Consider the following 22,194-nt stretch of genomic DNA (forward strand, 5'->3'; position numbering starts at 1 on the left):
TCCTGGCGGGGCTATCGCGGACGCGGCGGCGGTGCAACCCCGTGCCGCTCCGGGCCGGCGTCGCCCACGCTGGGGCCATGGCTCGGATCGGGACCTCGGGGTGGATCTACCCCCACTGGCGCGGCGTGATCTATCGCGGCGACCAGCGCACCTGGCTCGACCAGTACACGGCCGAGTTCGACACCGTCGAGCTCAACGGCAGCTTCTACCGCTGGCCCGCCGACGCCCGGTACGCCGCGTGGCGCGATCGCCTCCCCGACGGATTCGAGATGGCCGTCAAGGCCTCGCGCGGCCTCACCCACGCACGCCGGCTGCGCGATCCCGAGGTCTGGATCGAGCGCATCACCCGCGGCCTGCACGCCCTCGATGGCAAACGGGGACCGCTCATCGTGCAGCTGCATCCGAGCCTCGAGCGTGACGATGGGCTGCTCGACCACTTCCTCACGGTGCTGCCGGACTGGACGCGGCCGGCGATCGAGTTCCGGCACCCGTCGTGGCACGACGAGGCGGTGTTCGCGATGCTGGAGCGGCACGCGGCCGCGTACTGCGTCATGAGCGGGGCGCACCTCCCGTGCATCCTCCGCGCGACCACCCACCTCGTGTACGTGCGGCTGCACGGCCCCGACACGCAGCATCTGTACGCCGGCTCGTACTCGGACGACGACCTGAGGTGGTGGGCCGACCGCATCGGGGAATGGGAGGCCGGCGGGCACGAGGTCTTCGCCTACTTCAACAACGACGGCGAGGGCAACGCCGTCCGCAACGCCCGGACGCTGAAGGGGATGCTGCAGCCCTGACCCGTGCCGGAGCACCACGCCCGACGGCCGGCGCCCCCGAAGCTCACCTGTCACAACCTGCCGGCACGGGCGGCAGATCGCGACAGGTGAGCGGGGTTTGAGCGGGTCAGGCGGCCTGGGCGAAGGGCGAACCCGAAACCACCGTCAGCGCGTCGGCCGCGGCATCCACCGTCACCGTCCCGCCGTCCACGAGCGCACCCGTGACGAACAGGTCGGCGATGCGGTCGTCGACCTCGCGCTGGATGAGGCGCCGCAGCGGGCGGGCGCCGTACTCGGGCTCGTAGCCGTTGTCGGCGAGCCAGGCGACGGCCGAGTCGGTCACCACCAGCGACACCTCGCGCTGGGCGAGGCGGGCGTCGGACGCCCCGAGCAGCAGGCGCACGATGCTCTGCAGCTGCGGCTTCTCGAGCTTGCGGAACAGCACGATCTCGTCGATGCGGTTGAGGAACTCCGGCCGCATCGCCTCGCGGAGCTTGCTGAACACGCGGTCGCGCAGGTCCTTCTCCGAGCCGAAGCCGGTCGACCCGCCGCCGTCGGCGAGGAAGCCGATCGCGCCGCCGCGGGAGGCGAGGAACTCCGAGCCGAGGTTGGAGGTCATCACGATCACGGTGTTGCGGAAGTCGACCGTGCGGCCCTGGCCGTCGGTCAGGCGCCCGTCATCGAGCACCTGCAGCAGCAGGTTGAACACGTCGGGGTGCGCCTTCTCGATCTCGTCGAAGAGCACGATCGAGTACGGGTTGCGCCGCACACGCTCGGTGAGCTGTCCGGCCTCGTCGTAGCCGACGTATCCGGGAGGGGCGCCGACGAGACGCGACACGGTGTGCCGCTCGCCGAACTCGCTCATGTCGAACCGGATCACCGCGGTGTCGTCGTCGAAGAGCGACCCGGCCAGCGCCTTGGCGAGCTCGGTCTTGCCCACCCCGGTCGGGCCGAGCAAGAGGAACGAGCCCACGGGCCGGCGGGCGTCGCCCATGCCGGTGCGGCTGCGGCGCACGGCCTTGGCGACGGCGGTCACGGCGTCGTGCTGCCCGATCACGCGATCGTGCAGCTCGTCCTCGAGGGCGGCGAGGCGCTCGCGCTCGGTCTCGGTGAGCCGGTTCACCGGGATGCCGGTGGCCCGGCTGATCACGGCGGCGATCTGTGCCTCGTCGACGACCGCCGCGGGGGTGCCGGCATCCCGAACCCGGGGATTCTCGCCGAGACCGAGGGCATCGCCCTGTGTTTCGCGCGAGATCCCCTGGCTCGGCGCGGTCGCGCGGTCCAGCTGCTCCTGCACGTCGGCGATCTGGTCGCGGATGCGCGAGGCCTCTTCGTAGTGCTCGGCCGAGACGGCGGCGTTCTTGTCGGCCTCGAGCGTCGCGAGGCGCTCGATGAGCCCGCTGATCCGCCGGCTGCTCAGTCCCTCGGCGCGCGCGCCGAGCCGCAGCCGCAGCCGGGCACCCGCCTGGTCGATGAGGTCGATGGCCTTGTCGGGCAGCACGCGCTCGGTGAGGTACCGGTCGCTGAGCTCCACGGCCGCGCGCAGCGCCTCGTCGGTGTACACGATGCCGTGGTGCTCCTCGTAGGCCGGCTTCAGGCCGTGCAGGATCAGCACGGCGTCCTCGACCGACGGCTCGCCGACACGCACGGGCTGGAACCGCCGCTCGAGGGCGGGGTCCTTCTCGATGACGCGGTACTCCTTGAGGGTCGTCGCGCCCACCAGGTGCAGCTCGCCGCGGGCGAGGCGCGGCTTCAGGATGTTGCCGGCGTCCATGCCGCCGTCACCGGCGCCGCCGGCACCCACCACGGTGTGCACCTCGTCGATGAAGACGATGAGCTCGTCCTTGCGGTCGGCGATCTCGTCCATCGTCTTGGTCAGGCGCTCCTCGAAGTCCCCGCGATAGCGGGTGCCCGCCAGCATCGCCGGGAGGTCGAGGGCCACCACGCGCTTGCCGAGCAGCTGCTCGGGCACGGCGCCCTCGACGATCGCCTGGGCGAGGCCCTCGACGATCGCTGTCTTGCCGACACCGGCCTCGCCGACGAGCACGGGGTTGTTCTTCGTGCGGCGGCTGAGGATCTCGATCGTCTGCTCGATCTCGTCGGCGCGGCCGATCACGGGGTCGAGCTCGCCGTCCAGGGCGCGCGCGGTGAGGTCGGTGCCGTAGGTGTCGAGCATCGGAGTGTCGGATGCCGCGGCATCCGCTTCGTCCGTCGCGGGGGCGTTCGAGGGCGATACGGTCTCGCGCGCGCCCTGCGTCAGCGCCTCGGCGGTGACGCCGGCGCGTGCCAGCACCTGCCCGGCCGGGGTGTCCTGCGCGAGCACGAGCGCGAAGAACAGATGCTCCGGGTCGACATACGTGGAACCGGACGACCGGGCGACCTGGTAGGCGTGGAAGAGCGCGCGCTGCACGGACGAGGTGACCACGGCACCGTCGACGTCGGCCGCCGCAGCGGGCGCGGGCAGGCGCTCCTCCGTGGCGCGCACGATCGCGTCGGCGTCCGCACCGATGCGGCGCACCGCGTCGCGCGCCGGGGCCTCGGCCACCAGGACGCGCAGCACGTGGAGGGCGTCGAGCTCATGCTGGCCCCGGTCGAGCGCGTACTTGCCGGCGCGCTGGAGAAGCTGCTGGGTGCGGGCGCCCAGGAAGCGGCTGAGGTCGATCGAGCGCTCCGCACGGGCGCGCTCCCCCGCGAGGTAGCGGGCCAGGAACTCGTCGAACGAGCTTCCGTCGCCGGCGGCCTGGGGGGTGAAGTCTTCGGGCATTCCATCTCTCCTGAAACTTGAGTGGATCGGCATCAAGTTTTGAACTTGATACAGGCGTTGTCAAGTTCAACGGAGGAACCGCGCAGGTATTCCCGGATCGACGCCGACCCCGCCGATTGTCGGACCCCGGGCGTAGCGTGAGCGATGGAGGGGGCCCGATTCACCGACGAGAGGGATGCCCATGGACTGGAAGATCGAGCTCATCTTCGTGCCGGTCAGCGACGTCGACCGCGCGAAGGAGTTCTACGAGCGCATCGGCTTCCACGCCGACCACGACCAGGTGCCCTTCGAAGGGCTCCGCTTCGTGCAGATGACGCCGCCCGGCTCGGCCTGCTCGATCGCCTTCGGCACCGGCCTCGGCGGCACGCTCGAGCCGGGGCAGCAGAACACGATCCAGGTCGTGGTGCCCGACGCCGACGAGGCGCTGGCGCACCTGCGGACGCAGGGCCTCGACGCGCAGGGCGTCGACGAGCAGGCGTGGGGCCGCTTCGTCACCTTCGACGATCCCGACGGCAACACCTGGACGCTGCAGCAGCTGCCGCCGCGGGACTGAGCAGCGACGGACGCGCCGGACGCGCTGCGCAACCGGCGCGTCTGCCGCGCCCGTCCGGCTGCGGTTCGGCGCACCCGTCGCGCCCCTCCGGCCGCGGTCGGCGCGTCAGTCGCGTCCGCCGGGGGGACCGATGATCAGCAGGGCGACGAAGAGAGCGACGACTGCCAGGGCGATGAGCCCGGCGAGCACCCACGGGCGGCGCAGGAACCAGCGCATCGTCCGGTCGTACCAGGTGGCGTCGCGCGGGTCGTCGGTCGGGTCGAGGCGCCAGGCGCCCGCGAGTCGTCCGGTGCGCTGCAGCCACAGCTCGGCCGGGATGGTCGCGTAGGGGATGATGGCGCTAACGAGCGCGACGAGAGTCGCGCCCACGCGCCAGCGGTTGTTGAGCGCGACCAGGATCACCGTCGCCCCGTACGACAGGAAGATGAAGCCGTGGATGCCGCCACCCGCGGTGACCCCGAAAGACCAGCCGGTGAGCGCCCGCGCGATCAGGCCCGCGATGAGGAGCGTCCACGAGATCGCCTCGGCGATCGCGAGCGCACGGAAGAGGTGATGGGGATTTCGGAACACACCTTCAGGCTACCTGAAGGAATCAGCGGTTCGGACCGGCTCCCGTGCCGAGCGAGCCGCGGTCCAGGCCGAACGGCTCCTCGTGCAGTCCCTCCAGCGCGCGGGCCAGGCCCGGCGCGCCCGCGGTGAGATTCGCGTCGAGCGCCGCCAGCCGTCGTTCAGCAGCCTGCAGCACGTCGCTTCCCCGCGCCGTCACCCGCAGGTCGGACGCCGCACCGGCGTGCGCCGTCGCGTCGGCGACGAGGTCGTCAGCGACCAGCGTCTGCACGGCGGCATGCGCCGACTGGACCGTGATCTGCGACCGCCGGGCGAGCTCGCTGAACGAGATGCCCGGTGTGGCGTCGATGTGGGCCAAGAGTCCGTACTTGCGCGTCGTGAGTCCGAGGTCGCGCAACTGGGCGCCCAGGTGCGCGTCCCAGACGGCGGCCACGGTGAGCAGCGAGATGACGGGGCTGAACGGGCGCTCGGACACCTCTGAATGCTAGACCCGCCGTCTGGATCCGGTGCGCATTCGCGGGTGCGGCCGCACCGCCTTCGCACGCACCGCCCCGGTAGCGTGGGACGGTGACGTTCTCGCTCGACGACCTGCGGCGGTGGCCCGACGTCGAGGCTCCCGATCTCGTCGCATCGGATGCCGCCGACCGGCTGCTGCTCGACGAGTCCGTGTCCGCGCGGCGCGAGGCCGCCCCCGGCGAGCTGGTCGTGATCGGAGACGGCTACGGGGCGCTCACCCTGAGTGCCGCCGCCGACGGCGGAAGCGGCATCCGCGTCCACCAGGATCCGCTCACGGGCGAGCGCGCCCTCGCCGCCAACGCGCACCGCGCGGCACTCACCGGCGCCTTCGCGTCGCTGCCGCTGTCGGAGGACCTCGTGCGCGGCGCGCGCGTCGTCCTCCTGCGGCTGCCGCGGTCGCTCGACGCGCTGCGCGACATCGCGCAGCTCATCGCGGCGCACGCCGAGCCGGACGTCGTGGTCTTCGCCGGCGGGCGGGTCAAGCACATGACGCTCGCGATGAACGACGTGCTGCGCGACTCTTTCGTGCGACTGGACGTCACGCACGCGCGTCAGAAGTCGCGCGTGCTCGTGGTCCGCGGCGCGCGGGGCGGAGCCGATCCCGCGCCCCGGCGTGAGACGCACGACGGGCTCGTCGTCTGCGCGTTCGGGGGTGCCTTCGCCGGGACGTCGATCGACATCGGCACGCGATTCCTCCTCGCACAGCTGCCCGAGCTCGTCACCAGCGGCGGGGATGTCATCGACTTCGCGTGCGGCACCGGCGTCGTCGGCGCGACGCTGGCGCTCCGCGAACCCGCGCTGCGGATCGTGGCGTGCGACCAGTCGGCCGCCGCGGTCGCCTCCGCGCGGGCGACCGCGATCGCCAACGGGGTCGCCGACCGTGTCGAGGTCGTCCGTGACGACATGCTCGGGTCACGACCCTACGAGAGCGCGTCGTTCATCGCGCTGAACCCGCCGTTCCACTCCGGTTCCGCCGTGCACGAGGGCATCGCACCCCGCATGTTCGCCGACGCCGCGCGCGTCCTGCGACCGGGCGGCGAGCTGTGGACGGTGTGGAACTCCGCCCTGCGCTACCGCCCCGCGCTGGAGCGCCACGTCGGACCGACGCGCCAGGTCGCACGCAACGCCAAGTTCACCGTCACCGCCTCGACGCGCCGGTCGTAGCGGCGCCGAGTCACTCCGTCGGCTCGGGTTCGGGCGTCGGCTCGGTCGTCGGTCCGAAGAGCACCCACTCCCCGGCCTGGCACTCGTAGAACTCCACCGCGGCGGTGTCGATGTAGATGTCTCCGTCGGCGGTGCACGTCTCATCCGCGGGCGCGGACGTCCCGAGGGCGACCTGCGTCCCGGGCGTTCCGGGCGCGCCGGGCGCGCCCGCCTCTCCCGTCGGCCCCTGCGGCCCCGCAGCTCCCTGCGCCCCGGCCGGCCCCTGCTCGCCGGTGAGGTTCTCGGCCGCCGACTGACGGATGTTGCCGACGTGGGTCCACTCCCCGTCCTCGAAGTAGTAGACGTCGGCGGTCAGGATGTCGATGTAGACGTCGCCCTCGTAGCCCTTGCCCGCCTCGGGCACGCCCGACCCCGCCCTGACGGCAGAGCCCGCGGGCAGGATCTCGGCCAGCGCCTCCTCGTACTCGGGCGCCACGGTCTCGGACTGCGACGGCGCGGGGGCGGGGACCGCCTCGGCGGTGTCGACCGAGCGTGCGAGCCACGAGCCGAGGAAGGCGGCGAAGAACGACAGGAGGACGAACCCCAGGCCGAACCACACCAGGGTCCCGCGGGTGACGGGTGCCGCCGGCGGGCGACCGGGCGCGGCGACGGCGCGCCCGGACTCGCTGCTCGGGCTCGTGCTGCTCTCCACGGTCAACCCCTTCCCCCGCGCTGGGCCCGGACTCCCACAGCCCGGTGCCGATGTGGCCACTGTAGGGAACGCGGTGGCCGCGTGTCACCTGTCCGCCCGCGATTTCACGCGCTTCGCGTGACTCCAGGGAGCTCGCGGCCGCACGCGGGAACACCGCGGCGCAGGCCGGAGATTGACCGGGGGGCCGACGCGAGAATGCCGGCTCCCCCGGTAGCCACAAGCTCGGGACTCGCGGCCGGGGTGCCGGACCGGGGCTCCGGCGCAATCCCCCCACTCAAGAGACACCGCGACGTCGGTTCTATTACGCGACTTCGAGAGGTTCGTCTCGACGAGATGATGACGGATGCCGCGGCCCCCGGCATCCGTCATCATCAGCGCGAGCGTGGCCCCGCGTCGGTGGGATTGACCCATGCCCGATGCGGGGGCACGCTGGGCGGAAGTCGTCGCCGCAGCGACGGTCGCAGGAAGGTTGTGATGTCGCCCGCCTATCTCGAGAGGGTCCTCGATCTCGACGACCCGGACCGGACCGAGCAGCATCTCACGGGGGTGTACGGCCCCGTGAAGATGAGCACGGGGTTCGGTGTGCTCGCTCAGCTCGTGGTCGGGGACGATCGGTTCCAGATCTCGATCACGCGATCCGCGGGATCGTATGGGTGCGCCGGCGAGAGCGACCAGTTCGTGATCGGCACCAGCTCGACCCCGGTCGGCTGGCACACGGGCGACGAAGACGGCGACCTGTCGTCCGCACCGGTGCTGTTCCAGCCGAACACCCGCTACGAGACGTTCTTCCAGCCGACCTGCAACCGCGCCGTCATCCTGGAGCCCGCCGCCCTCGCGGAGACCGCCCGTGTGCTGTACGGGCAGGACGACCTGGCCCTGGCGTTCGACGGAGCACACCCGGCGAGCCCGCGGGCGGGGGCCACGGTTCTTTCCGTGCTCGACGTCGCCGAGAACCTCCAGCGCGCCGGTCGACTGCACGACGACATGGTCCGCACGACCGTCTACCGGCTCCTCGCCGTCACCGCCCTCGACTCTTTCCGACTCGTGGGCGACCCGGTCCAGCGGCGGGCGTCGATAGAGCGCCTGGCTCGGATCCACCGCGAAGCCGTCGATTTCATGCACGCGCACGCGTCGCTGCCCATCACGGTGCTCGACGTCGCGGCGGCCGCGGGAACCTCGGTCAGGGAGTTGACCACCGCGTTCCGCGCCAGGGAGATCGACCAGACGCCACCGAGGACCTATCTGCGCAACGTGCGGCTGCAGGCAGCCTACGAAGACCTCCGTCTCGGAGACCCCACCCGCGGAGACACGGTGCGCGACATCAGCCGACGATGGGGGTTCCTGTCTCCGAGCCGATTCGCCGGGTACTTCGCCGACGCGTACGGCGTCTCGCCCAAGCAGGTCCTGGACCGCTGATCCCCGACCTGCTGTCGGGACGCGCCGCGGATGCCGGGATGCGTCAGGAGGAGCCGCGCGACACCAGCGCGGCTGGCAGCTCGGGGTCGTCGGCGCCTCGGCAGCCGAGCACCCGATGATCCCGATCGGAGAGGAGGCCCGGACCCGCAGAATCCTGCGGGTCCGGGCCTCTCAGCCGCCCAATACGGGCGAAGCGTGTTCTGGAGCTTCTAGAAGTCCCAGTCCTCGTCCTCCGTCGCCTCGGCCTTGCCGATGACGTACGACGAGCCCGACCCCGAGAAGAAGTCGTGGTTCTCGTCGGCGTTCGGCGAGAGGGCCGACAGGATCGCCGGGTTCACGTCGGTGACGGTCGAGGGGAACATCGCCTCGTACCCCAGGTTCATGAGGGCCTTGTTGGCGTTGTAGTGCAGGAACTTCTTGACGTCCTCGGTGAGGCCGACGCCGTCGTAGAGGTCCTGCGTGTACTGCACCTCGTTGTCGTAGAGCTCGTACAGCAGCGAGAACGTGTAGTCCTTGATGTCGTTGCGGGTCGCCTCGTCGACCTTCTCGAGCCCGCGCTGGAACTTGTAGCCGATGTAGTAGCCGTGGACGGCCTCGTCACGGATGATGAGGCGGATCAGGTCGGCCGTGTTGGTGAGCTTGGCGCGGCTCGACCAGTGCATCGGCAGGTAGAAGCCCGAGTAGAACAGGAACGACTCGAGCAGGGTCGACGCGACCTTGCGCTTGAGCGGCTCATCGCCCCGGTAGTACTCCATGACGATCTGAGCCTTCTTCTGAAGGTTCGGGTTCTCGATCGACCAGCGGAACGCCTCGTCGATCTCCTTCGTCGAGCACAGCGTCGAGAAGATCGACGAGTACGACTTGGCGTGCACCGACTCCATGAACGCGATGTTCGTGTAGACGGCCTCCTCGTGAGGGGTGAGCGCATCGGGGATCAGCGACACCGCGCCGACCGTGCCCTGGATGGTGTCGAGCAGGGTCAGGCCGGTGAACACCCGCATCGTGAGGGTCTGCTCCTCGGGGGTGAGCGTGTTCCACGACTGGATGTCGTTGGACAGCGGCACCTTCTCGGGCAGCCAGAAGTTGTTCACGAGGCGGTTCCACACCTCGAGGTCCTTGTCGTCCTGGATCCTGTTCCAGTTGATGGCCTGGACGTGGTCCAGGAGCTGGAGCTTCTCGCTCATCTTTCCTTCTTCTCCGAAAACGTTTCGTCTCGCAAGCTCGCTCAACGACCGGGGGTCAGAGGGTGCAGCTGACGCACTCGCTCATGTCCGTGCCCTCGAGCGCCATCTGGCGGAGGCGGATGTAGTAGATCGTCTTGATGCCCTTGCGCCAGGCGTAGATCTGGGCCTTGTTGATGTCGCGCGTGGTCGCGGTGTCCTTGAAGAACAGCGTGAGCGACAGTCCCTGGTCGACATGCTGGGTGGCGGCGGCGTAGGTGTCGATGACCTTCTCGTAGCCGATCTCGTACGCGTCCTGGTAGTACTCCAGGTTGTCGTTCGTCATGAACGCCGCCGGGTAGTAGACGCGGCCGAGCTTGCCCTCCTTGCGGATCTCGATCTTCGCCGCGATCGGGTGGATCGACGACGTCGAGTTGTTGATGTACGAGATCGAGCCGGTCGGCGGCACCGCCTGCAGGTTCTGGTTGTAGATGCCGTGCTGCTGGATCGACGCCTTCAGCTCGCGCCAGTCGTCCTGCGTCGGGATGTGGTGGCCGGCGAACATCTCGGCGACCTTGTCGGTCGCGGGTGCCCACTCCTGGTCGATGTACTTGTCGAAGAACTCGCCGGTCGCGTACTTCGAGTCCCAGAACCCGTCGAACACCTCACCGCGCTCGATCGCGATGGTGTTCGACGCCTTCAGCGCGTGGAACAGCACCGAGTAGAAGTAGATGTTCGTGAAGTCGACGCCCTCTTCCGAGCCGTAGTAGACGTGCTCGCGGGCGAGGTAGCCGTGCAGGTTCATCTGCCCGAGGCCGATCGCGTGCGAGCGGTCGTTGCCGTCTTCGATCGAGCGCACCGAGCGGATGTGGCTCTGGTCGCTCACGGCGGTGAGAGCGCGGATGCTGGTCTCCACCGTCTGCGCCAGGTCGCCGCCGTCCATCGCGAGGGCGATGTTGAGCGAGCCCAGGTTGCACGAGATGTCCTTGCCGATCTGGTCGTACGACAGGTCCTCGTTGAACGTGGTCGGCGTGTTGACCTGGAGGATCTCGGAGCACAGGTTCGACATGTTGATCCGGCCCTTGATCGGGTTGGCCTTGTTCACCGTGTCTTCGAACATGATGTACGGGTAGCCCGACTCGAACTGGATCTCGGCGAGGGTCTGGAAGAACTCGCGCGCGTTGATCTTCGTCTTCTTGATGCGCGGGTCGTCGACCATCTCGCGGTACTTCTCGGTGACCGAGATGTCGCCGAACGGCACCCCGTAGACGCGCTCGACGTCGTACGGCGAGAAGAGGTACATGTCCTCGCCGTTCTTGGCGAGCTCGAACGTGATGTCGGGGACGACGACGCCCAGCGACAGCGTCTTGATGCGGATCTTCTCGTCGGCGTTCTCGCGCTTGGTGTCGAGGAACCGCATGATGTCGGGGTGATGCGCGTTGAGGTACACCGCGCCCGCACCCTGCCGCGCGCCGAGCTGGTTGGCGTAGCTGAAGCTGTCTTCGAGGAGCTTCATGACCGGGATGATGCCCGACGACTGGTTCTCGATCTGCTTGATCGGCGCACCCGACTCGCGGATGTTCGACAGCAGCAGCGCCACGCCGCCGCCGCGCTTGGACAGCTGCAGCGACGAGTTGATGCCGCGCGAGATCGACTCCATGTTGTCTTCGATGCGGAGCAGGAAGCACGAGACGAGCTCGCCGCGCTGTGCCTTGCCCGCGTTGAGGAACGTGGGGGTCGCCGGCTGGAAGCGACCCGAGATGATCTCCTCCACCAGGGCGGTGGCGAGCTTCTCGTCGCCGTCGGCGAGGGCGAGGGCGGTCATGACGACGCGGTCCTCGAAGCGCTCGAGGTAGCGCTTGCCGTCGAACGTCTTGAGCGTGTAGCTCGTGTAGTACTTGAACGCCCCGAGGAACGTCTCGAAGCGGAACTTCTTCGAGTATGCGAGGTCGTTGAGCTTCTGGATGTACTCGAACGAGTACTTCTCGAGGACGGCGCCCTCGTAGTACTCCTTCTCGACCAGGTAGTCCAGGCGCTCCTTGAGGGAGTGGAAGAACACCGTGTTCTGGTTCACGTGCTGCAGGAAGTACTCCCGCGCCGCGCGCTTGTCGGCGTCGAACTGGATCTGCCCGTCCGCGTCGTACAGGTTCAGCATGGCGTTGAGGGCGTGGTAATCCATGCCCTCGAAGCGAGCCTCCGCCTTGAAATCGGTCTCCGTCAGAGTTCCCACCATCGTTCCAATCCCGCGCTCACGCGTTCCACATCTTCAGGCGTGCCGAATACCTCGAGCCGGTACAAGTGCGGCACGTTGCACTTGCGGCTGATGATGTCGCCGGCGACGCAGAAGTGCTCGCCGAAGTTGGTGTTCCCGGCGGAGATGACTCCGCGGATGAAGCGCCGGTTGCGCTCGTCGTTGAGGAACCGGATCACCTGCTTGGGAACGGCGCCCTTCTCGACGCCCTTCCCCTGGCCGCCGCCATAGGTGGGTGTCACGAGGACGTACGGCTCGTCGACCACGAGCCCCGGATCCGTCGAACGGAGCGGGATCCGGACGGCTCGGGCGCCGAGCTTCTCGACGAATCGTGCGGTGTTGCCCGACACGCTCGAGAAGTAGACCAGCAGCGGGGCGCTCGTCGCGACGCCCTGCGTCACGACGGCCATGTCACGCCAGTCGCGAGGCGAGCTCGTCGATCTTGTCGGGACGGAAGCCCGACCAGTGGTCCTCATCGGTGATGACCACCGGGGCCTGGAGGTAACCCAGGGCCTTGACCTGCTCGAGGGCCGCCGGGTCCTCCGAGAGGTCGTGGATCTCGTACTCGATCCCCTTGGAATCGAGTGCTCGATACGTCGCCGTGCACTGCACGCACGCGGGCTTCGTGTAAACCGTGATCGCCATGTCGATTCCGTCTCCTCAGTGCTTCCCCCGGTGGCATCCGGCGTAGTTTCCGGTAGACCCCCCACCGGGAGTCCAATACTACATATGGGTACCGACATTCGATAGCACCACAAGGGCTAGTAGTTACATCGGTGTGATTTTCCACCGCTCTCCCCATGTACAACACAGGTTGTCCACGGATTCATCCACAGCGCGCGACCCTGGGAAAACGCCTGGATCACAGGGCTTTCACGCTCCGCGGCCGCATCCGTCCACAGGCGCGACGGTAGCGAGGGGCGCCGACATCGGATTCGCCTGTGGAGAGAGCCTTCGGCGTGTCGCGTCGGCGTCCTCGGCGCGTCGCCACCTGACGTAGCGTTGTCGGGTGGCCGGCTACCGGGAACTCCTTCGCACCCCCGGGGTCGCGCGCATCATCGCGGCCCAGCTGACCGCACGGTTCCCGAACGGGATGATCAGCCTCGTGATCCTCCTCCACATCGAGGGGATCACCGGCTCGTACGGGGCGGCGGGGGTCGTGCTGGCCGCCGTCTCGATCGGTCAAGCGCTCGCGGGCCCGGTGACGAGCCGCTGGATGGGCCGCTGGGGCATGCGCCCGGTGCTCACCCTCACCACCGCGGTGGCCGCGGCATCCCTCACGGCGATCGCCCTGCTCGTCGTCCCGGTGCCGGCGTACATCGTCCTCGGGTTCATCGCGGGCGCCGCGACGCCTCCGATCGTCGCCGCGGTGCGCACGATCTACGCCAAGATGGTCAACTCCACGCAGCTGACCGCGCTGTACTCGCTGGACGCCTCGCTGCAGGAGTTCATCTGGATCCTGGCCCCGGTGCTGATCACCTTCGTCGCGACGCAGGCAGGCACCGTCGTCGGCTTGATGCTGGTCGTGGTGATCCTGGTGGGCGGGGGCGCCTGGTTCATCCTCTCCCCCGAGGTCGGGCGCGTGCGCATCCCGCGCAGCAAGCGGTCGTTCGGCAAGGTCCTCACCCGTCCGCCGATCCTGCTGGCGACGATCATCGGCTTCCTTCTCATCGGCTCCTTCGCCGCCGTCGAGGCGAGCGTCGTGGCGACGTTCGACCACGGCGGACTCGAGGCCGGACTCGTGCTCGCCGTCTTCTCGATCGGCAGCCTCGCCGGCGGACTCACCTTCGGGCATCTGCCGATGGGCCGGTGGGCGATGGCGCGGCGCCTGACGGTCGTGGCCGTCGGACTCGCGCTCACCGCGCTCTGGGTGAACGTGTGGTGGATCGGCGCCACCCTGTTCCTGGCCGGCATCGGCATCGCGCCGGCCCTCGCCGTGCTCTCGGCGGTCACGACGGCGAGCGTCAAGTTCAGCGACACCGCCGAGGCGTTCGGGTGGGTCGGCACGGGTCAGCTGATCGGCGCCGCGGCGGGATCGGCCGTCGCCGGCATCCTCATCGACGGCCCGGGCGGCGTGACGGCCGCATACGCGTCCGCCGCGGCCTTCTGCGCGCTCGGCCTGCTCGTCGCCATCGTGTTCGCGCGGGGCCTGCCCGATCTGCGCGTGCGGGGCGCGAGCCCGATCCCCGACACCGAGCCGGTCACGACGATCGGCTGACGCGGCCCGGCCGTTCAGGCCAGGCGGCGCAGCAGCTCGAGCACGGCGAGCGCGTAGGCGTCGGCGGGCTCGGGGTGCTCGAACACCCGCCGCTCGCCGCCCACCACGATCTCGACCTCGTGGGTGTCGGGCAGGCGCCGCAGGGTCCGGAACGCCCCGCGCAGCAGCTCTCGCAGCTGGTGCTCGTGCGGCAGCCACAGGGCATCCTCGAGGGCCACCGAGTCCAGCGCCCACTCGGTGGTGCCGTTGAAGGCGAGGATGCGCCCGGTCGGGTACTCCCGCGGCTCGATCGTCATCTCGCTGACGGTGAAGACGTCGGCCTCGAACTCCGGCTCGTCGAGCTGGAACCGGTCGCCGGATCGCGGATGCCACACCAGGCCGCCGTCGCGCAGGGCCACCGCCAGCTCCGTCGAGATCACCCCACCATTCTTACGCGCCCCGCGCCGGCCGGGCCGCGAGGCCAGCGACGGGGCCGCGAGACCCGCGACCGGACCGCGCGGCCCGCGCCGCCGGGCCGCACCACCCGCGGTCAGCCCGCGGGCCCGCGGTCAGGCCGCCACCGCGCGCACGGGCGGAGCGTCGGCCCGCTCCTCGTCCCACTCCAGCACGATGCCGCGGCTCGACGTGGCCTCGTTCGCCAGCGCGCGCAGGTACTCCTGGTCGAGCGTCTCGGGCTCGGCGCTGTCGAAGACGAACCGGAGCGGGATGGACGGCTGGATCCACACCGACGTGCGACCGTCCGGGCCGTCCTCCCCCTGACGCCACGTCAGCATGAAGCTCTCGCCCCGTCGCAGCTTCGTCGCCGCGACGACCTTGACGTGCGCGAGCACGTGGTCTGGAATCTCGGCCGGGCGAGCGTCTGCTCCGTAGTACAGGTGTGCCATGGCTTCCTCCTCCTGTGCGGCGGTGGGCGAATCGACCACCATCTGTCAATCCCAGTGAATATGTATCACAATGATTGTGTAATCCACTAGCCGTCACAAGTGATGTGAGACTATGCTAGGGCGGACGCGAGGCATCCAGTCGGAATGAAGATCGGGGAGGACGAATGCCCCAGAACGTCGTACGTCACGAGAACGAGCACCTGTACGCCGCCCAGCCGCAGTCGGCGGCCGGCAGGCGGCTGAGCGAGGCCATCCTCCAGCTGCGGCGCGCCGAGCGCCGCCAGTCCGAGCGGGCCCTGCGCGAGTCGGGGCTGTCGAACCTCGATCTCACCGCGCTCCGGTACCTGGTGCAGGGCCTGCGCGAGGAGCGCGACCTGGGACCGAAGGACCTCATCGTGATGCTCGACACCTCGAGCGCGACGGTCACCAACGTCGTCGAACGGCTCGTCACCCGTGGCTACGTGACGCGCGTCGAGCACCCCTCCGATCGCCGCGCGCACTTCCTCGTCCCGACCGACGAGGCGATCCAGCGCATCGATGAGGCGTTCGCCGCGCACCACGAGGCGATCGTCGAGGTCATCGACGGGCTCGACGACGACGAAGCCGAAGGTGCCGCCGCTGTCCTGGTCAGGATCGCGGACGCGCTGGACGGCGTCGCCTGACGACACCGGGTCCACGCAGCCACGCCGCGCCTAGGCTGAACGCATGCCGCACCCCGTGACCCTTCCACGCCAGTCCTGGGGCTTCCCCACGGCCGGGCGCCGCGCGCTCCTCATCCATGGACTCGGCTCGAACGGCGCGCTGATGTGGCGTTACGGGGTCGCTCTCGCCGAAAGAGGATGGCGGGCGGATGCCGTGGACCTGCGTGGGCACGGCACGGCACCGCGCACGCTCGACTACAGCCTCGCGGCCTACGGGGCTGACGTCCTCGGCACGCGCCCGGCGGACGGTGCCCCGTGGGACCTCGTGATCGGCCATTCGCTCGGGGGCGCGGCATCCGTCCTCGCCGCGGCGGAGGATGCGTCGTGGACGCGCCGCCTCGTGCTCATCGACCCCGCCATCTCGCTGACCGCGCGCGATCGCGACATCGTCCGCGACAGCCAGACGCGGTCGTTCGACGACCCGAGCGCGGCCGCCGTCCGCGCCGAGCATCCGGACTGGCATGCGCAGGACGTCGAGCTCAAGGCGCTCTCGGCGCAGCAGGCGAGCCGGTGGGCGGTGGAGCAGACGAGCGTGCAGAATCCGCAGTGGGATGTGACGGATGCCGCGCTCCGCGTCGCCGTGCCCACTCACGTGATCGCCTCCGACCCCGAGGTGTACTCGATCTTCCGCGGCAAGCCCGCGGAGCGGGCGGTCGCCGCCAACCCGCTGTTCCAGGTCTCGGTCGTCGCCGGCGCCGGCCACTCCCCTCACCGCGACGCGCCGGAGGCGACCATCGCGGCGCTCCTCGCAGCCCTCGCCTGACGCGGCGCCGAACGCCGGGTCGCCGGGTCGCGGAGCCCCGAGCCCCGAGCCCCGAGCCCCGAGCCCCGAGCCCCGAGCTACTGCACGCGGACCTCGACACCCTGACCGACGTCGACGAAGACGCCGACGAACGACGGGATCGCCGTTGCGAGCGATTCGCGCAGATCGTCGACGTCGGGGGTCGTGCCGTCGTCGGTCAGCACGTTCACGGTGGCGACCGCGCCCGACCACTCGACGCCCAGGACGCGCGCCCCGTCGTCATCGTCGAGCCAGTCCGCCGTGATGTCCTGGATCGAGACCGACCAGCGCGCGAGGGCGACCGAGATGATGGAGTTCACCGCCAGCGGGATCGCGATGACCACGGCGAGCAGCGTGACGATGACGTAAGCGCGGCGGCGGTTCGCCACGGGCGACGAACCGGGGTCGCGGGCGTAGCCGGCGATGGTGAAGACGATGCTGCCGGCGATGACGAGCGCGACGACGTTCGACAGGAAGAGCCACAGCGCCCCCAGCGCGTCGCCCCACAGCCCCTGGCCGGCGCAGACGCCGACCACTCCGAGCGGCGGCACGAGCGAGATGGCGATCGCGACACCGGGGAGGATGGCGCTGAGGTCACGCCGGCACATGGCGAAGCCGCCCGCGAAGCCCGTGGCCAGTGCCGCGACGAGGTCCATGAAGCTCGGCGACGTGCGGCCGAGCACCTGCGAGTTCGTCTCCAGGCTCTCGGGCGTCGAGACGAACACCGAGAACGCCAGGCCCAGCACCACGACGATGACGAGGCCGAGCAGCACCCACAGGATCGAGCGCACCACGAGGCTCAGGTGCCCCGTCACGATCCCGAGCCCGATGGCGAGGATGGGCGTGCCGAGCGGCGCGATGATCATGGCGCCGATCACGGTCGCCGTCGAGTCGGTGAGCACGCCGGCGATCGCGATGACGCCCGCGAGCGTGAGCATGATGAGGAAGCCGCTGCGCTTGCCCGCCCGGTCTCCTGAGCCGAGGTCGAGCGCCTCGGTGACCTCGGCCGCGGTCTGCCGCTGGGTCGGCGGGATGAGCGCGTGCAGCGCGTCCGAAAGCGTCGCCATGGGCACATCATCGCGTAAGAATGACGGGGTGGCCCCATTCGATTCGCGCGAGATCCTGACCGACGAGATGCTCGAGCGCTTCCGCGCGCGAGCGGCGGTCCACGACCGCGACAACACGTTCCCCGACGACGATCTGGCCGAGCTGCGCGATGCCGGCTACCTCGCCGTCCTGGCGCCGCGCGAGCTCGGCGGGGCGGGTCTCGGGCTGGTAGAGGCATCCGCTCTCCAGCAGCGGCTGGCGGGCGCGGCGCCGGCGACGGCGCTGGCTGTCAACATGCACCTGGTGTGGACGGGCGTGGCGAAGGTGCTGGCCGATCGCGGCAGCGACGACCTGCGGTTCGTGCAGGAGGGCGCGGCCGCCGGCGAGGTGTTCGCCTTCGGCATCAGCGAGGCGGGCAACGACCTCGTGCTCTTCGGGAGCGGGACGGATGCCGCGCCCCTCCCCGACGGCGGCTACGCGTTCACCGGGACCAAGATCTTCACCTCGCTCGCCCCGGTGTGGACCCAGCTGGGGCTGCACGGGCTCGACACCACGTCGGACGACGGACCACGGATGGTCTACGCGTTCGTGCCGCGGTCCGAGGTGCAGGCCGACCGGGTCGTCGTCCGCGACGACTGGGACACCCTCGGCATGCGCGGCACGCAGTCGCGCACCACCGTGCTGCGCGACGCGGTGGCTCCCCCCGACCGCGTGGTGCGCCGCCTGGCGCCGGGGCCGAACCCCGATCCGCTCGTGTTCGGCATCTTCAGCGTCTTCGAGCTGCTGCTGGCATCCGTGTACACCGGCATCGCCCGCAGGGCCCTGGACCTCGCCGTCGCCGCCGCGGGCACCCGCACCTCGAAGCGCACGGGCAAGGCCTACAGCCAGGACCCCGACATCCGCTGGCGCATCGCCGGCATGGCCCTGACCTACGACGCCCTGCCGCCGCAGCTGGCGTCGCTCGCACACGACGTCGACGTCGCCGCCGACCATGGCGCCCGGTGGTTCTCGCTGCTGGCGGGCGTCAAGCACCGCGCGGTGACGGCGGCGAAGGCGATCGTCGACGACGCCATGCTCGTGGCGGGCGGCTCGTCCTACTTCTCGGCGAACGAGCTGAGCCGTCTCTACCGCGACGTCCTCGCGGGCCTCTTCCACCCGTCCGATCCCGAATCCGCGCATTCCGCCGTCGCGACGGCGTGGCTCGGGCCGATCGAGGACTGAGCGCGGTTCAGGAGCGCAGCGCGCGGGTGAGCAGCTGCATCAGCTGGATGTGCACACGGAAACTCCGCAGCATCTCGCGGGTGGAATGGAAGTTCAGCACGATGCGGATGCCGAGCTCGGGCGCCGTGAAGGCGTGCGCGCCCGTCACACCGAGATGGCCGACCGGCCGCGGCAGGCCGCGCAGGAACGGGGAGAACCCCTCGTAGTGCAGGCGCATGAGCCCCTGTCCGTAGCGGATGCCGGGGCGGAACGTGCTGTGGATGTCGCCCATGCGCCGCCGCGACTCCTCGCCGATGAGGTCGCCCGCGCTCCACGCCGACCAGAAGCGGTCGAGATCGTCGAGCGTGGTCACCACTCCCCCGCCGCCCCAGTCGCAGCTGAGGCTGCCGGCCCGGCTGAGCTCGTCGCGACCGATCCACAGCGGCGCGATGCCGAGGTCGGCCGCCGGAGCGGCGGAGGTGGATGCCGCGCCCCCGGGCAGCGTGTGGAACAGCAGGCACGAGTCCGCCATGCCGGTGGGCGCGAAGATGCCCTCGTGCAGCTGCATGCCGAGGCCCGCGCCGCCCGCGTTCTCGATGACGCGGCCGAGGAGGACGTAGCCGGTGTCGGAGTACGAGAACCTTCGACCGGGCTCGGCCACCGGACGCTGGTGATCCCGGCTGAAGGCCAGCAGCTCGGCGGGTGTCCACCGCCGCTCCGGCTCCTGGACGAGCAGCTCCCCGAAGGTCGGCCCCGACAGGACCCTGCCCTCGAAGTAGTCGGCCGCGCCGCTGGTGTGCGCCAGCAGGTGGCGGGTGGTCACCTCCGCGGCGCGGTCCCGGCCGTCGCGCACGAAGAGGCCGCGCCAGTCGTCCTGCGGGAGCACGTCGGTCACCGGTGCGTCGAGATCGAGGCGCCCCGCCTCGGCGAGCTGGAAGGCGCGCGTGGCGGTGAGCGCCTTGCCGACGCTCGCGGCATGGAAGGGCCGCCCCCGGTCGCCGGAGGAGAACTCGAAGCCGGGCGCGCGCACGAGCGCCTGCAGCGGCGGCAGGCCGCGGCGGGCCCGGGCACGATCTGCCGCGGCCACCGCCCGCGTCATCCTCTCCGTCAGCCGGTCCGGGTCGACCGCACGGCCCGTGGGAAGATCGGTGTCGACATCACTCACAGATATACCCCCTAGATATCTCCACTAGATATATCGTGATCGGAGGCGCGGTGCAACACGTGATCCTGGGTCTGCTGATCCTGCACGGGCCCCTGTCGCTGTACGCCGTCCAGCGGCACTTCCAGCAGGGCGTATCCCTCTTCTACAGCGCGAGCTTCGGCAGCATCACGCGCGCGCTCACCCAGCTGGCCGCGCAGGGATCGGTCACCGTCGCCGCGGCGAGCGCCGATGCGCGGGGCCGCAAGCCGTACACGGTGACCGACGCCGGCCGCGCCTCCTGGCGCGCATGGATGCTTTCTCCCGTGACCGGCGCCGACGTCGAGACGACCGCGCTGGCCCGCGTCTTCTTCCTCGGCCTTCTCCCGGACGCCGACCGCCCCGCCGCCGTGGCGTCGATCCGGGCGCGGATCGAGGCGGACCTCGCCGAGCTCGAGGACGTGGCACGCAGCCTCGACGGCGCCGAGATCCCCGCGGAGTTCGCCGAGGTCTTCGCCTTCCAGCGCGCCACCCTGGACTACGGCATCCGCTCGAACCGCCTGGCGCTGGCGTGGTGCGACGAGCTGCCGGCACGCGCCCGCGGATGACGGCCCCGCCTGCTGCCCGCGTGCGAGGATGACGACATGGCGCGGACCCCGACTTCTCTGCTGAGCCCCGCCGATCAAGAGCGGCGGCGCGGACTGCGCACGATGAAGGGCGTCGCGCTCGGCGCCCTCGTCTTCATGGCGGTGCTGTTCGCGTTCTCCTTCGCCTTCCAGCAGGACGTGCCCGCCCTGGCCTACGTACGCGCCGCCGCCGAGGGCGGCATGGTGGGGGCTCTCGCCGACTGGTTCGCGGTCACGGCGCTGTTCCGGCATCCGCTCGGCATTCCCATCCCGCACACCGCGATCATCCCGAGCCGCAAGGACGAGATCGGCCGCACGCTCGGGGAGTTCGTGGAGACGGAGTTCCTGCGGGGCGACGTCGTGCGCACGAAGCTCGAGCAGACCGCGATCTCGGCGCGCCTGGGCGAGTGGCTGAGCGCGCCCGAGCATGCCGAGCGGGTCGCGGCCGAGGCATCCGTCATGGCGGGGAGCGTGCTGCGCGCCCTGAGCGACGACGATGTGCGCGACGTCATCGAGGAGCTCGCCCGCGAGCACCTCATCGCGCCGGAGTGGGGGCCGCCGCTCGGCGAATGGCTGGGGCGCATCGTCGACGCCGGCGCGCACCACGGCGCCGTCGAGCTCGCCGCCGACACCATCGCCGCGTGGCTCGAGGCCAACAAGGGCGCCTTCACCGGCGTGATCTCGCGTCGCCTGCCCTCGTGGATGCCGTCCGTCGCGCACCGGTTCGTCGACGACACCGTCTACAACGAGGCGGTGAAGTTCGTCGCCGCGGTGCGGACAGACCCCCATCACCCCGCGCGCGTCGCGATCGACGGCTACCTCGAGCGCCTCGCCGACAACCTGCAGCACGATCCGGCCACCATCGGGCGGTTCGAGGATGCCAAGCTCGCGGTCTTCGACAGCCCGCGGGTGCGGGAGCTGGCGTCCGAGGCGTGGACGACGGCGAAGTCCGGGCTGCTGCGCTCGCTCGAGGATCCCGCCAGCGGCCTGCGCCGCCGGGCCGCCGAGGCGCTCGCCGAGATCGGCGCACGGCTGACGACGGATGCCGCGCTGCAACGCCGCGTCGACTCCTGGGTCACCGATGCCGCGGTGTTCCTCGTCGACCGGTACCGGCACGACATCGCCTCGATCATCACCGACACCGTCGAACGCTGGGACCCGGCCGAGACCACCGAGAAGATCGAGCTCATGGTCGGGCGCGACCTGCAGTACATCCGCCTCAACGGCACCATCGTCGGCGCGCTCGCCGGGCTCGCCATCTTCTCGATCGCCCACGCGGTGCTCGGCTGACGCCTCCGCCCCACCTGTGCGGGTGTTAAGAGTGCGTGACGTCCCGGTCGCGGGGCGACGGCGAGGGCTAGCCTGAGGCCGTGTCTGCGGATGAGCCCACCCAGTACCTCTTCAGCTACGGAACGCTGCAGAACGCCGACGTGCAGCTCGACACGTTCGGGCGCCTCGTCGAGAGCGAGCCCGACGCCCTGCCCGGCTACACCGTCGACTACGCCGAGATCGACGACACCCGCGTCGTCGACCTGTCGGGGCACTCGGTGCATCCGATCGTGCGCGAGACGGGCAATCCGCTCGACAAGGTGCTCGGCCGCGCGCTGGTCGTCACCGAGGAGGAGCTCGACGCCTCGGACGAGTACGAGGTGTCGCTCTACCGGCGCATCGCCGTCGTGCTCGCGTCGGGGCGCCGCGCCTGGGTGTACGTCGCGGCGTGAGTGCGGCGGGCACGCGC

At 70.3% G+C, this 22,194-nt stretch carries 23 protein-coding genes; 11 read left to right on the forward strand and 12 right to left on the reverse strand.

Annotated features, from left to right (window positions below; all coding sequences use genetic code 11):
* Nucleotides 1-77 precede the first annotated feature (77 nt).
* Nucleotides 78-797, forward strand: coding sequence for a DUF72 domain-containing protein (locus R8Z57_RS00925; protein ID WP_318351882.1), 720 nt, complete (start codon nucleotides 78-80; stop codon nucleotides 795-797).
* 106 nt (nucleotides 798-903) lie between these two features.
* Here R8Z57_RS00925 and R8Z57_RS00930 read toward each other — a convergent pair whose 3' ends face one another.
* Nucleotides 904-3,540 carry an ATP-dependent Clp protease ATP-binding subunit gene (locus R8Z57_RS00930; protein ID WP_318351883.1) on the reverse strand — a complete coding sequence of 879 codons (2,637 nt, stop codon included), beginning with the start codon at nucleotides 3,538-3,540 and terminating at the stop codon, nucleotides 904-906.
* Nucleotides 3,541-3,721: 181 nt separating this feature from the next.
* On the opposite strand from R8Z57_RS00930, the gene R8Z57_RS00935 reads away from it, so the two are divergent.
* The gene (locus R8Z57_RS00935; RefSeq protein ID WP_318351884.1) at nucleotides 3,722-4,093 is read left to right on the forward strand and encodes a GNAT family N-acetyltransferase; all 372 of its coding nucleotides are present in this window, start codon (nucleotides 3,722-3,724) and stop codon (nucleotides 4,091-4,093) included.
* A 105-nt stretch (nucleotides 4,094-4,198) separates the two neighbouring features.
* On the opposite strand, the gene R8Z57_RS00940 is transcribed toward R8Z57_RS00935, so the two are convergent.
* Together R8Z57_RS00940 and R8Z57_RS00945 are read right to left on the reverse strand one after the other, a co-directional pair.
* Nucleotides 4,199-4,663 carry a DUF3817 domain-containing protein gene (locus R8Z57_RS00940; protein WP_318351885.1) on the reverse strand — a complete coding sequence of 155 codons (465 nt, stop codon included), beginning with the start codon at nucleotides 4,661-4,663 and terminating at the stop codon, nucleotides 4,199-4,201.
* A gap of 22 nt (nucleotides 4,664-4,685) precedes the next feature.
* A complete protein-coding gene (locus R8Z57_RS00945) occupies nucleotides 4,686-5,135 on the reverse strand; it encodes a helix-turn-helix domain-containing protein (protein ID WP_318351886.1) in 450 nt (149 codons plus the stop codon).
* A gap of 92 nt (nucleotides 5,136-5,227) precedes the next feature.
* Between R8Z57_RS00945 and R8Z57_RS00950 the strand changes: the two genes are divergently transcribed.
* Nucleotides 5,228-6,340, forward strand: a complete 1,113-nt coding sequence (locus R8Z57_RS00950; protein ID WP_318351887.1) for a class I SAM-dependent methyltransferase — start codon at nucleotides 5,228-5,230, stop codon at nucleotides 6,338-6,340.
* A gap of 10 nt (nucleotides 6,341-6,350) precedes the next feature.
* On the opposite strand, the gene R8Z57_RS00955 is transcribed toward R8Z57_RS00950, so the two are convergent.
* Nucleotides 6,351-7,031, reverse strand: a complete 681-nt coding sequence (locus R8Z57_RS00955) for a hypothetical protein (protein WP_318351888.1) — start codon at nucleotides 7,029-7,031, stop codon at nucleotides 6,351-6,353.
* A gap of 474 nt (nucleotides 7,032-7,505) precedes the next feature.
* Here R8Z57_RS00955 and R8Z57_RS00960 point away from each other — a divergent pair, with 474 nt between their 5' ends.
* Nucleotides 7,506-8,447, forward strand: a complete 942-nt coding sequence (locus tag R8Z57_RS00960) for a helix-turn-helix transcriptional regulator (RefSeq protein WP_318351889.1) — start codon at nucleotides 7,506-7,508, stop codon at nucleotides 8,445-8,447.
* 209 nt (nucleotides 8,448-8,656) lie between these two features.
* Here the strand turns inward: R8Z57_RS00960 and nrdF are convergent, their stop codons facing one another.
* The 4 genes from nrdF to nrdH are packed head-to-tail and all read right to left on the reverse strand — an operon-like array spanning nucleotide 8,657 to nucleotide 12,503.
* Nucleotides 8,657-9,631 carry a class 1b ribonucleoside-diphosphate reductase subunit beta gene (nrdF, locus tag R8Z57_RS00965; RefSeq protein WP_318351890.1) on the reverse strand — a complete coding sequence of 325 codons (975 nt, stop codon included), beginning with the start codon at nucleotides 9,629-9,631 and terminating at the stop codon, nucleotides 8,657-8,659.
* 55 nt (nucleotides 9,632-9,686) lie between these two features.
* The gene (gene nrdE / locus R8Z57_RS00970) at nucleotides 9,687-11,840 is read right to left on the reverse strand and encodes a class 1b ribonucleoside-diphosphate reductase subunit alpha (protein ID WP_318351891.1); all 2,154 of its coding nucleotides are present in this window, start codon (nucleotides 11,838-11,840) and stop codon (nucleotides 9,687-9,689) included.
* A complete protein-coding gene (gene nrdI, locus R8Z57_RS00975; protein ID WP_318351892.1) occupies nucleotides 11,825-12,268 on the reverse strand; it encodes a class Ib ribonucleoside-diphosphate reductase assembly flavoprotein NrdI in 444 nt (147 codons plus the stop codon). Before nrdI ends, nrdE begins: the two co-directional genes overlap by 16 nt.
* Before the next feature lies 1 nt (nucleotide 12,269).
* Entirely contained in the window at nucleotides 12,270-12,503 is a 234-nt protein-coding gene (nrdH, locus tag R8Z57_RS00980; RefSeq protein ID WP_116196298.1) for a glutaredoxin-like protein NrdH, read from the reverse strand.
* Nucleotides 12,504-12,867: 364 nt separating this feature from the next.
* On the opposite strand from nrdH, the gene R8Z57_RS00985 reads away from it, so the two are divergent.
* Nucleotides 12,868-14,076, forward strand: a complete 1,209-nt coding sequence (locus R8Z57_RS00985; protein ID WP_318351893.1) for an MFS transporter — start codon at nucleotides 12,868-12,870, stop codon at nucleotides 14,074-14,076.
* 14 nt (nucleotides 14,077-14,090) lie between these two features.
* Here the strand turns inward: R8Z57_RS00985 and R8Z57_RS00990 are convergent, their stop codons facing one another.
* Together R8Z57_RS00990 and R8Z57_RS00995 are read right to left on the reverse strand one after the other, a co-directional pair.
* Entirely contained in the window at nucleotides 14,091-14,495 is a 405-nt protein-coding gene (locus tag R8Z57_RS00990) for a pilus assembly protein CpaE (protein ID WP_318351894.1), read from the reverse strand.
* Between the two features lie 129 nt (nucleotides 14,496-14,624).
* Nucleotides 14,625-14,960, reverse strand: a complete 336-nt coding sequence (locus R8Z57_RS00995; protein WP_318351895.1) for a hypothetical protein — start codon at nucleotides 14,958-14,960, stop codon at nucleotides 14,625-14,627.
* A 164-nt stretch (nucleotides 14,961-15,124) separates the two neighbouring features.
* Between R8Z57_RS00995 and R8Z57_RS01000 the strand changes: the two genes are divergently transcribed.
* Both R8Z57_RS01000 and R8Z57_RS01005 read left to right on the forward strand, forming a co-directional pair.
* Nucleotides 15,125-15,622: a MarR family winged helix-turn-helix transcriptional regulator gene (locus tag R8Z57_RS01000; RefSeq protein WP_318351896.1), complete on the forward strand. Its 498-nt coding sequence runs from the start codon at nucleotides 15,125-15,127 to the stop codon at nucleotides 15,620-15,622.
* 43 nt (nucleotides 15,623-15,665) lie between these two features.
* The gene (locus tag R8Z57_RS01005; RefSeq protein ID WP_318351897.1) at nucleotides 15,666-16,424 is read left to right on the forward strand and encodes an alpha/beta hydrolase; all 759 of its coding nucleotides are present in this window, start codon (nucleotides 15,666-15,668) and stop codon (nucleotides 16,422-16,424) included.
* 77 nt (nucleotides 16,425-16,501) lie between these two features.
* Here R8Z57_RS01005 and R8Z57_RS01010 read toward each other — a convergent pair whose 3' ends face one another.
* Nucleotides 16,502-17,509: a TIGR00341 family protein gene (locus tag R8Z57_RS01010; RefSeq protein ID WP_318351898.1), complete on the reverse strand. Its 1,008-nt coding sequence runs from the start codon at nucleotides 17,507-17,509 to the stop codon at nucleotides 16,502-16,504.
* Between the two features lie 67 nt (nucleotides 17,510-17,576).
* Between R8Z57_RS01010 and R8Z57_RS01015 the strand changes: the two genes are divergently transcribed.
* Nucleotides 17,577-18,710 carry an acyl-CoA dehydrogenase family protein gene (locus tag R8Z57_RS01015; protein ID WP_318352701.1) on the forward strand — a complete coding sequence of 378 codons (1,134 nt, stop codon included), beginning with the start codon at nucleotides 17,577-17,579 and terminating at the stop codon, nucleotides 18,708-18,710.
* A 7-nt stretch (nucleotides 18,711-18,717) separates the two neighbouring features.
* Here R8Z57_RS01015 and R8Z57_RS01020 read toward each other — a convergent pair whose 3' ends face one another.
* The gene (locus R8Z57_RS01020; protein WP_318351899.1) at nucleotides 18,718-19,854 is read right to left on the reverse strand and encodes a serine hydrolase domain-containing protein; all 1,137 of its coding nucleotides are present in this window, start codon (nucleotides 19,852-19,854) and stop codon (nucleotides 18,718-18,720) included.
* Between the two features lie 50 nt (nucleotides 19,855-19,904).
* On the opposite strand from R8Z57_RS01020, the gene R8Z57_RS01025 reads away from it, so the two are divergent.
* From R8Z57_RS01025 to R8Z57_RS01035, 3 genes are all read left to right on the forward strand, one after another.
* A complete protein-coding gene (locus R8Z57_RS01025; protein WP_318351900.1) occupies nucleotides 19,905-20,438 on the forward strand; it encodes a PadR family transcriptional regulator in 534 nt (177 codons plus the stop codon).
* A gap of 36 nt (nucleotides 20,439-20,474) precedes the next feature.
* A complete protein-coding gene (locus R8Z57_RS01030; protein ID WP_318351901.1) occupies nucleotides 20,475-21,746 on the forward strand; it encodes a DUF445 domain-containing protein in 1,272 nt (423 codons plus the stop codon).
* Nucleotides 21,747-21,826: 80 nt separating this feature from the next.
* Complete coding sequence (locus tag R8Z57_RS01035; protein ID WP_318351902.1) at nucleotides 21,827-22,177, forward strand: gamma-glutamylcyclotransferase family protein; 351 nt, start codon at nucleotides 21,827-21,829, stop codon at nucleotides 22,175-22,177.
* The last annotated feature ends 17 nt before the right edge of the window (nucleotides 22,178-22,194 follow it).

This window comes from Microbacterium sp. M3 (assembly GCF_033548675.1).
GTDB classification, from domain to species: domain Bacteria; phylum Actinomycetota; class Actinomycetes; order Actinomycetales; family Microbacteriaceae; genus Microbacterium; species Microbacterium arthrosphaerae.

Excerpts from the sequence above, each read along its gene's own strand:
- R8Z57_RS00930 (WP_318351883.1), bottom strand. The coding sequence starts at position 3,540 with ATGCCCGAAGACTTCACCCCCCAGGCCGCCGGCGACGGAAGCTCGTTC.
- R8Z57_RS00925 (WP_318351882.1), top strand. The coding sequence starts at position 78 with ATGGCTCGGATCGGGACCTCGGGGTGGATCTACCCCCACTGGCGCGGC.
- R8Z57_RS00935 (WP_318351884.1), top strand. The coding sequence starts at position 3,722 with ATGGACTGGAAGATCGAGCTCATCTTCGTGCCGGTCAGCGACGTCGAC.
- R8Z57_RS01005 (WP_318351897.1), top strand. The coding sequence starts at position 15,666 with ATGCCGCACCCCGTGACCCTTCCACGCCAGTCCTGGGGCTTCCCCACG.
- R8Z57_RS00960 (WP_318351889.1), top strand. The coding sequence starts at position 7,506 with ATGTCGCCCGCCTATCTCGAGAGGGTCCTCGATCTCGACGACCCGGAC.
- R8Z57_RS00995 (WP_318351895.1), bottom strand. The coding sequence starts at position 14,960 with ATGGCACACCTGTACTACGGAGCAGACGCTCGCCCGGCCGAGATTCCA.
- R8Z57_RS01030 (WP_318351901.1), top strand. The coding sequence starts at position 20,475 with ATGGCGCGGACCCCGACTTCTCTGCTGAGCCCCGCCGATCAAGAGCGG.
- R8Z57_RS01015 (WP_318352701.1), top strand. The coding sequence starts at position 17,577 with ATGCTCGAGCGCTTCCGCGCGCGAGCGGCGGTCCACGACCGCGACAAC.
- nrdH (WP_116196298.1), bottom strand. The coding sequence starts at position 12,503 with ATGGCGATCACGGTTTACACGAAGCCCGCGTGCGTGCAGTGCACGGCG.
- nrdF (WP_318351890.1), bottom strand. The coding sequence starts at position 9,631 with ATGAGCGAGAAGCTCCAGCTCCTGGACCACGTCCAGGCCATCAACTGG.
- R8Z57_RS01010 (WP_318351898.1), bottom strand. The coding sequence starts at position 17,509 with ATGGCGACGCTTTCGGACGCGCTGCACGCGCTCATCCCGCCGACCCAG.
- R8Z57_RS01000 (WP_318351896.1), top strand. The coding sequence starts at position 15,125 with ATGCCCCAGAACGTCGTACGTCACGAGAACGAGCACCTGTACGCCGCC.
- nrdE (WP_318351891.1), bottom strand. The coding sequence starts at position 11,840 with ATGGTGGGAACTCTGACGGAGACCGATTTCAAGGCGGAGGCTCGCTTC.
- nrdI (WP_318351892.1), bottom strand. The coding sequence starts at position 12,268 with ATGGCCGTCGTGACGCAGGGCGTCGCGACGAGCGCCCCGCTGCTGGTC.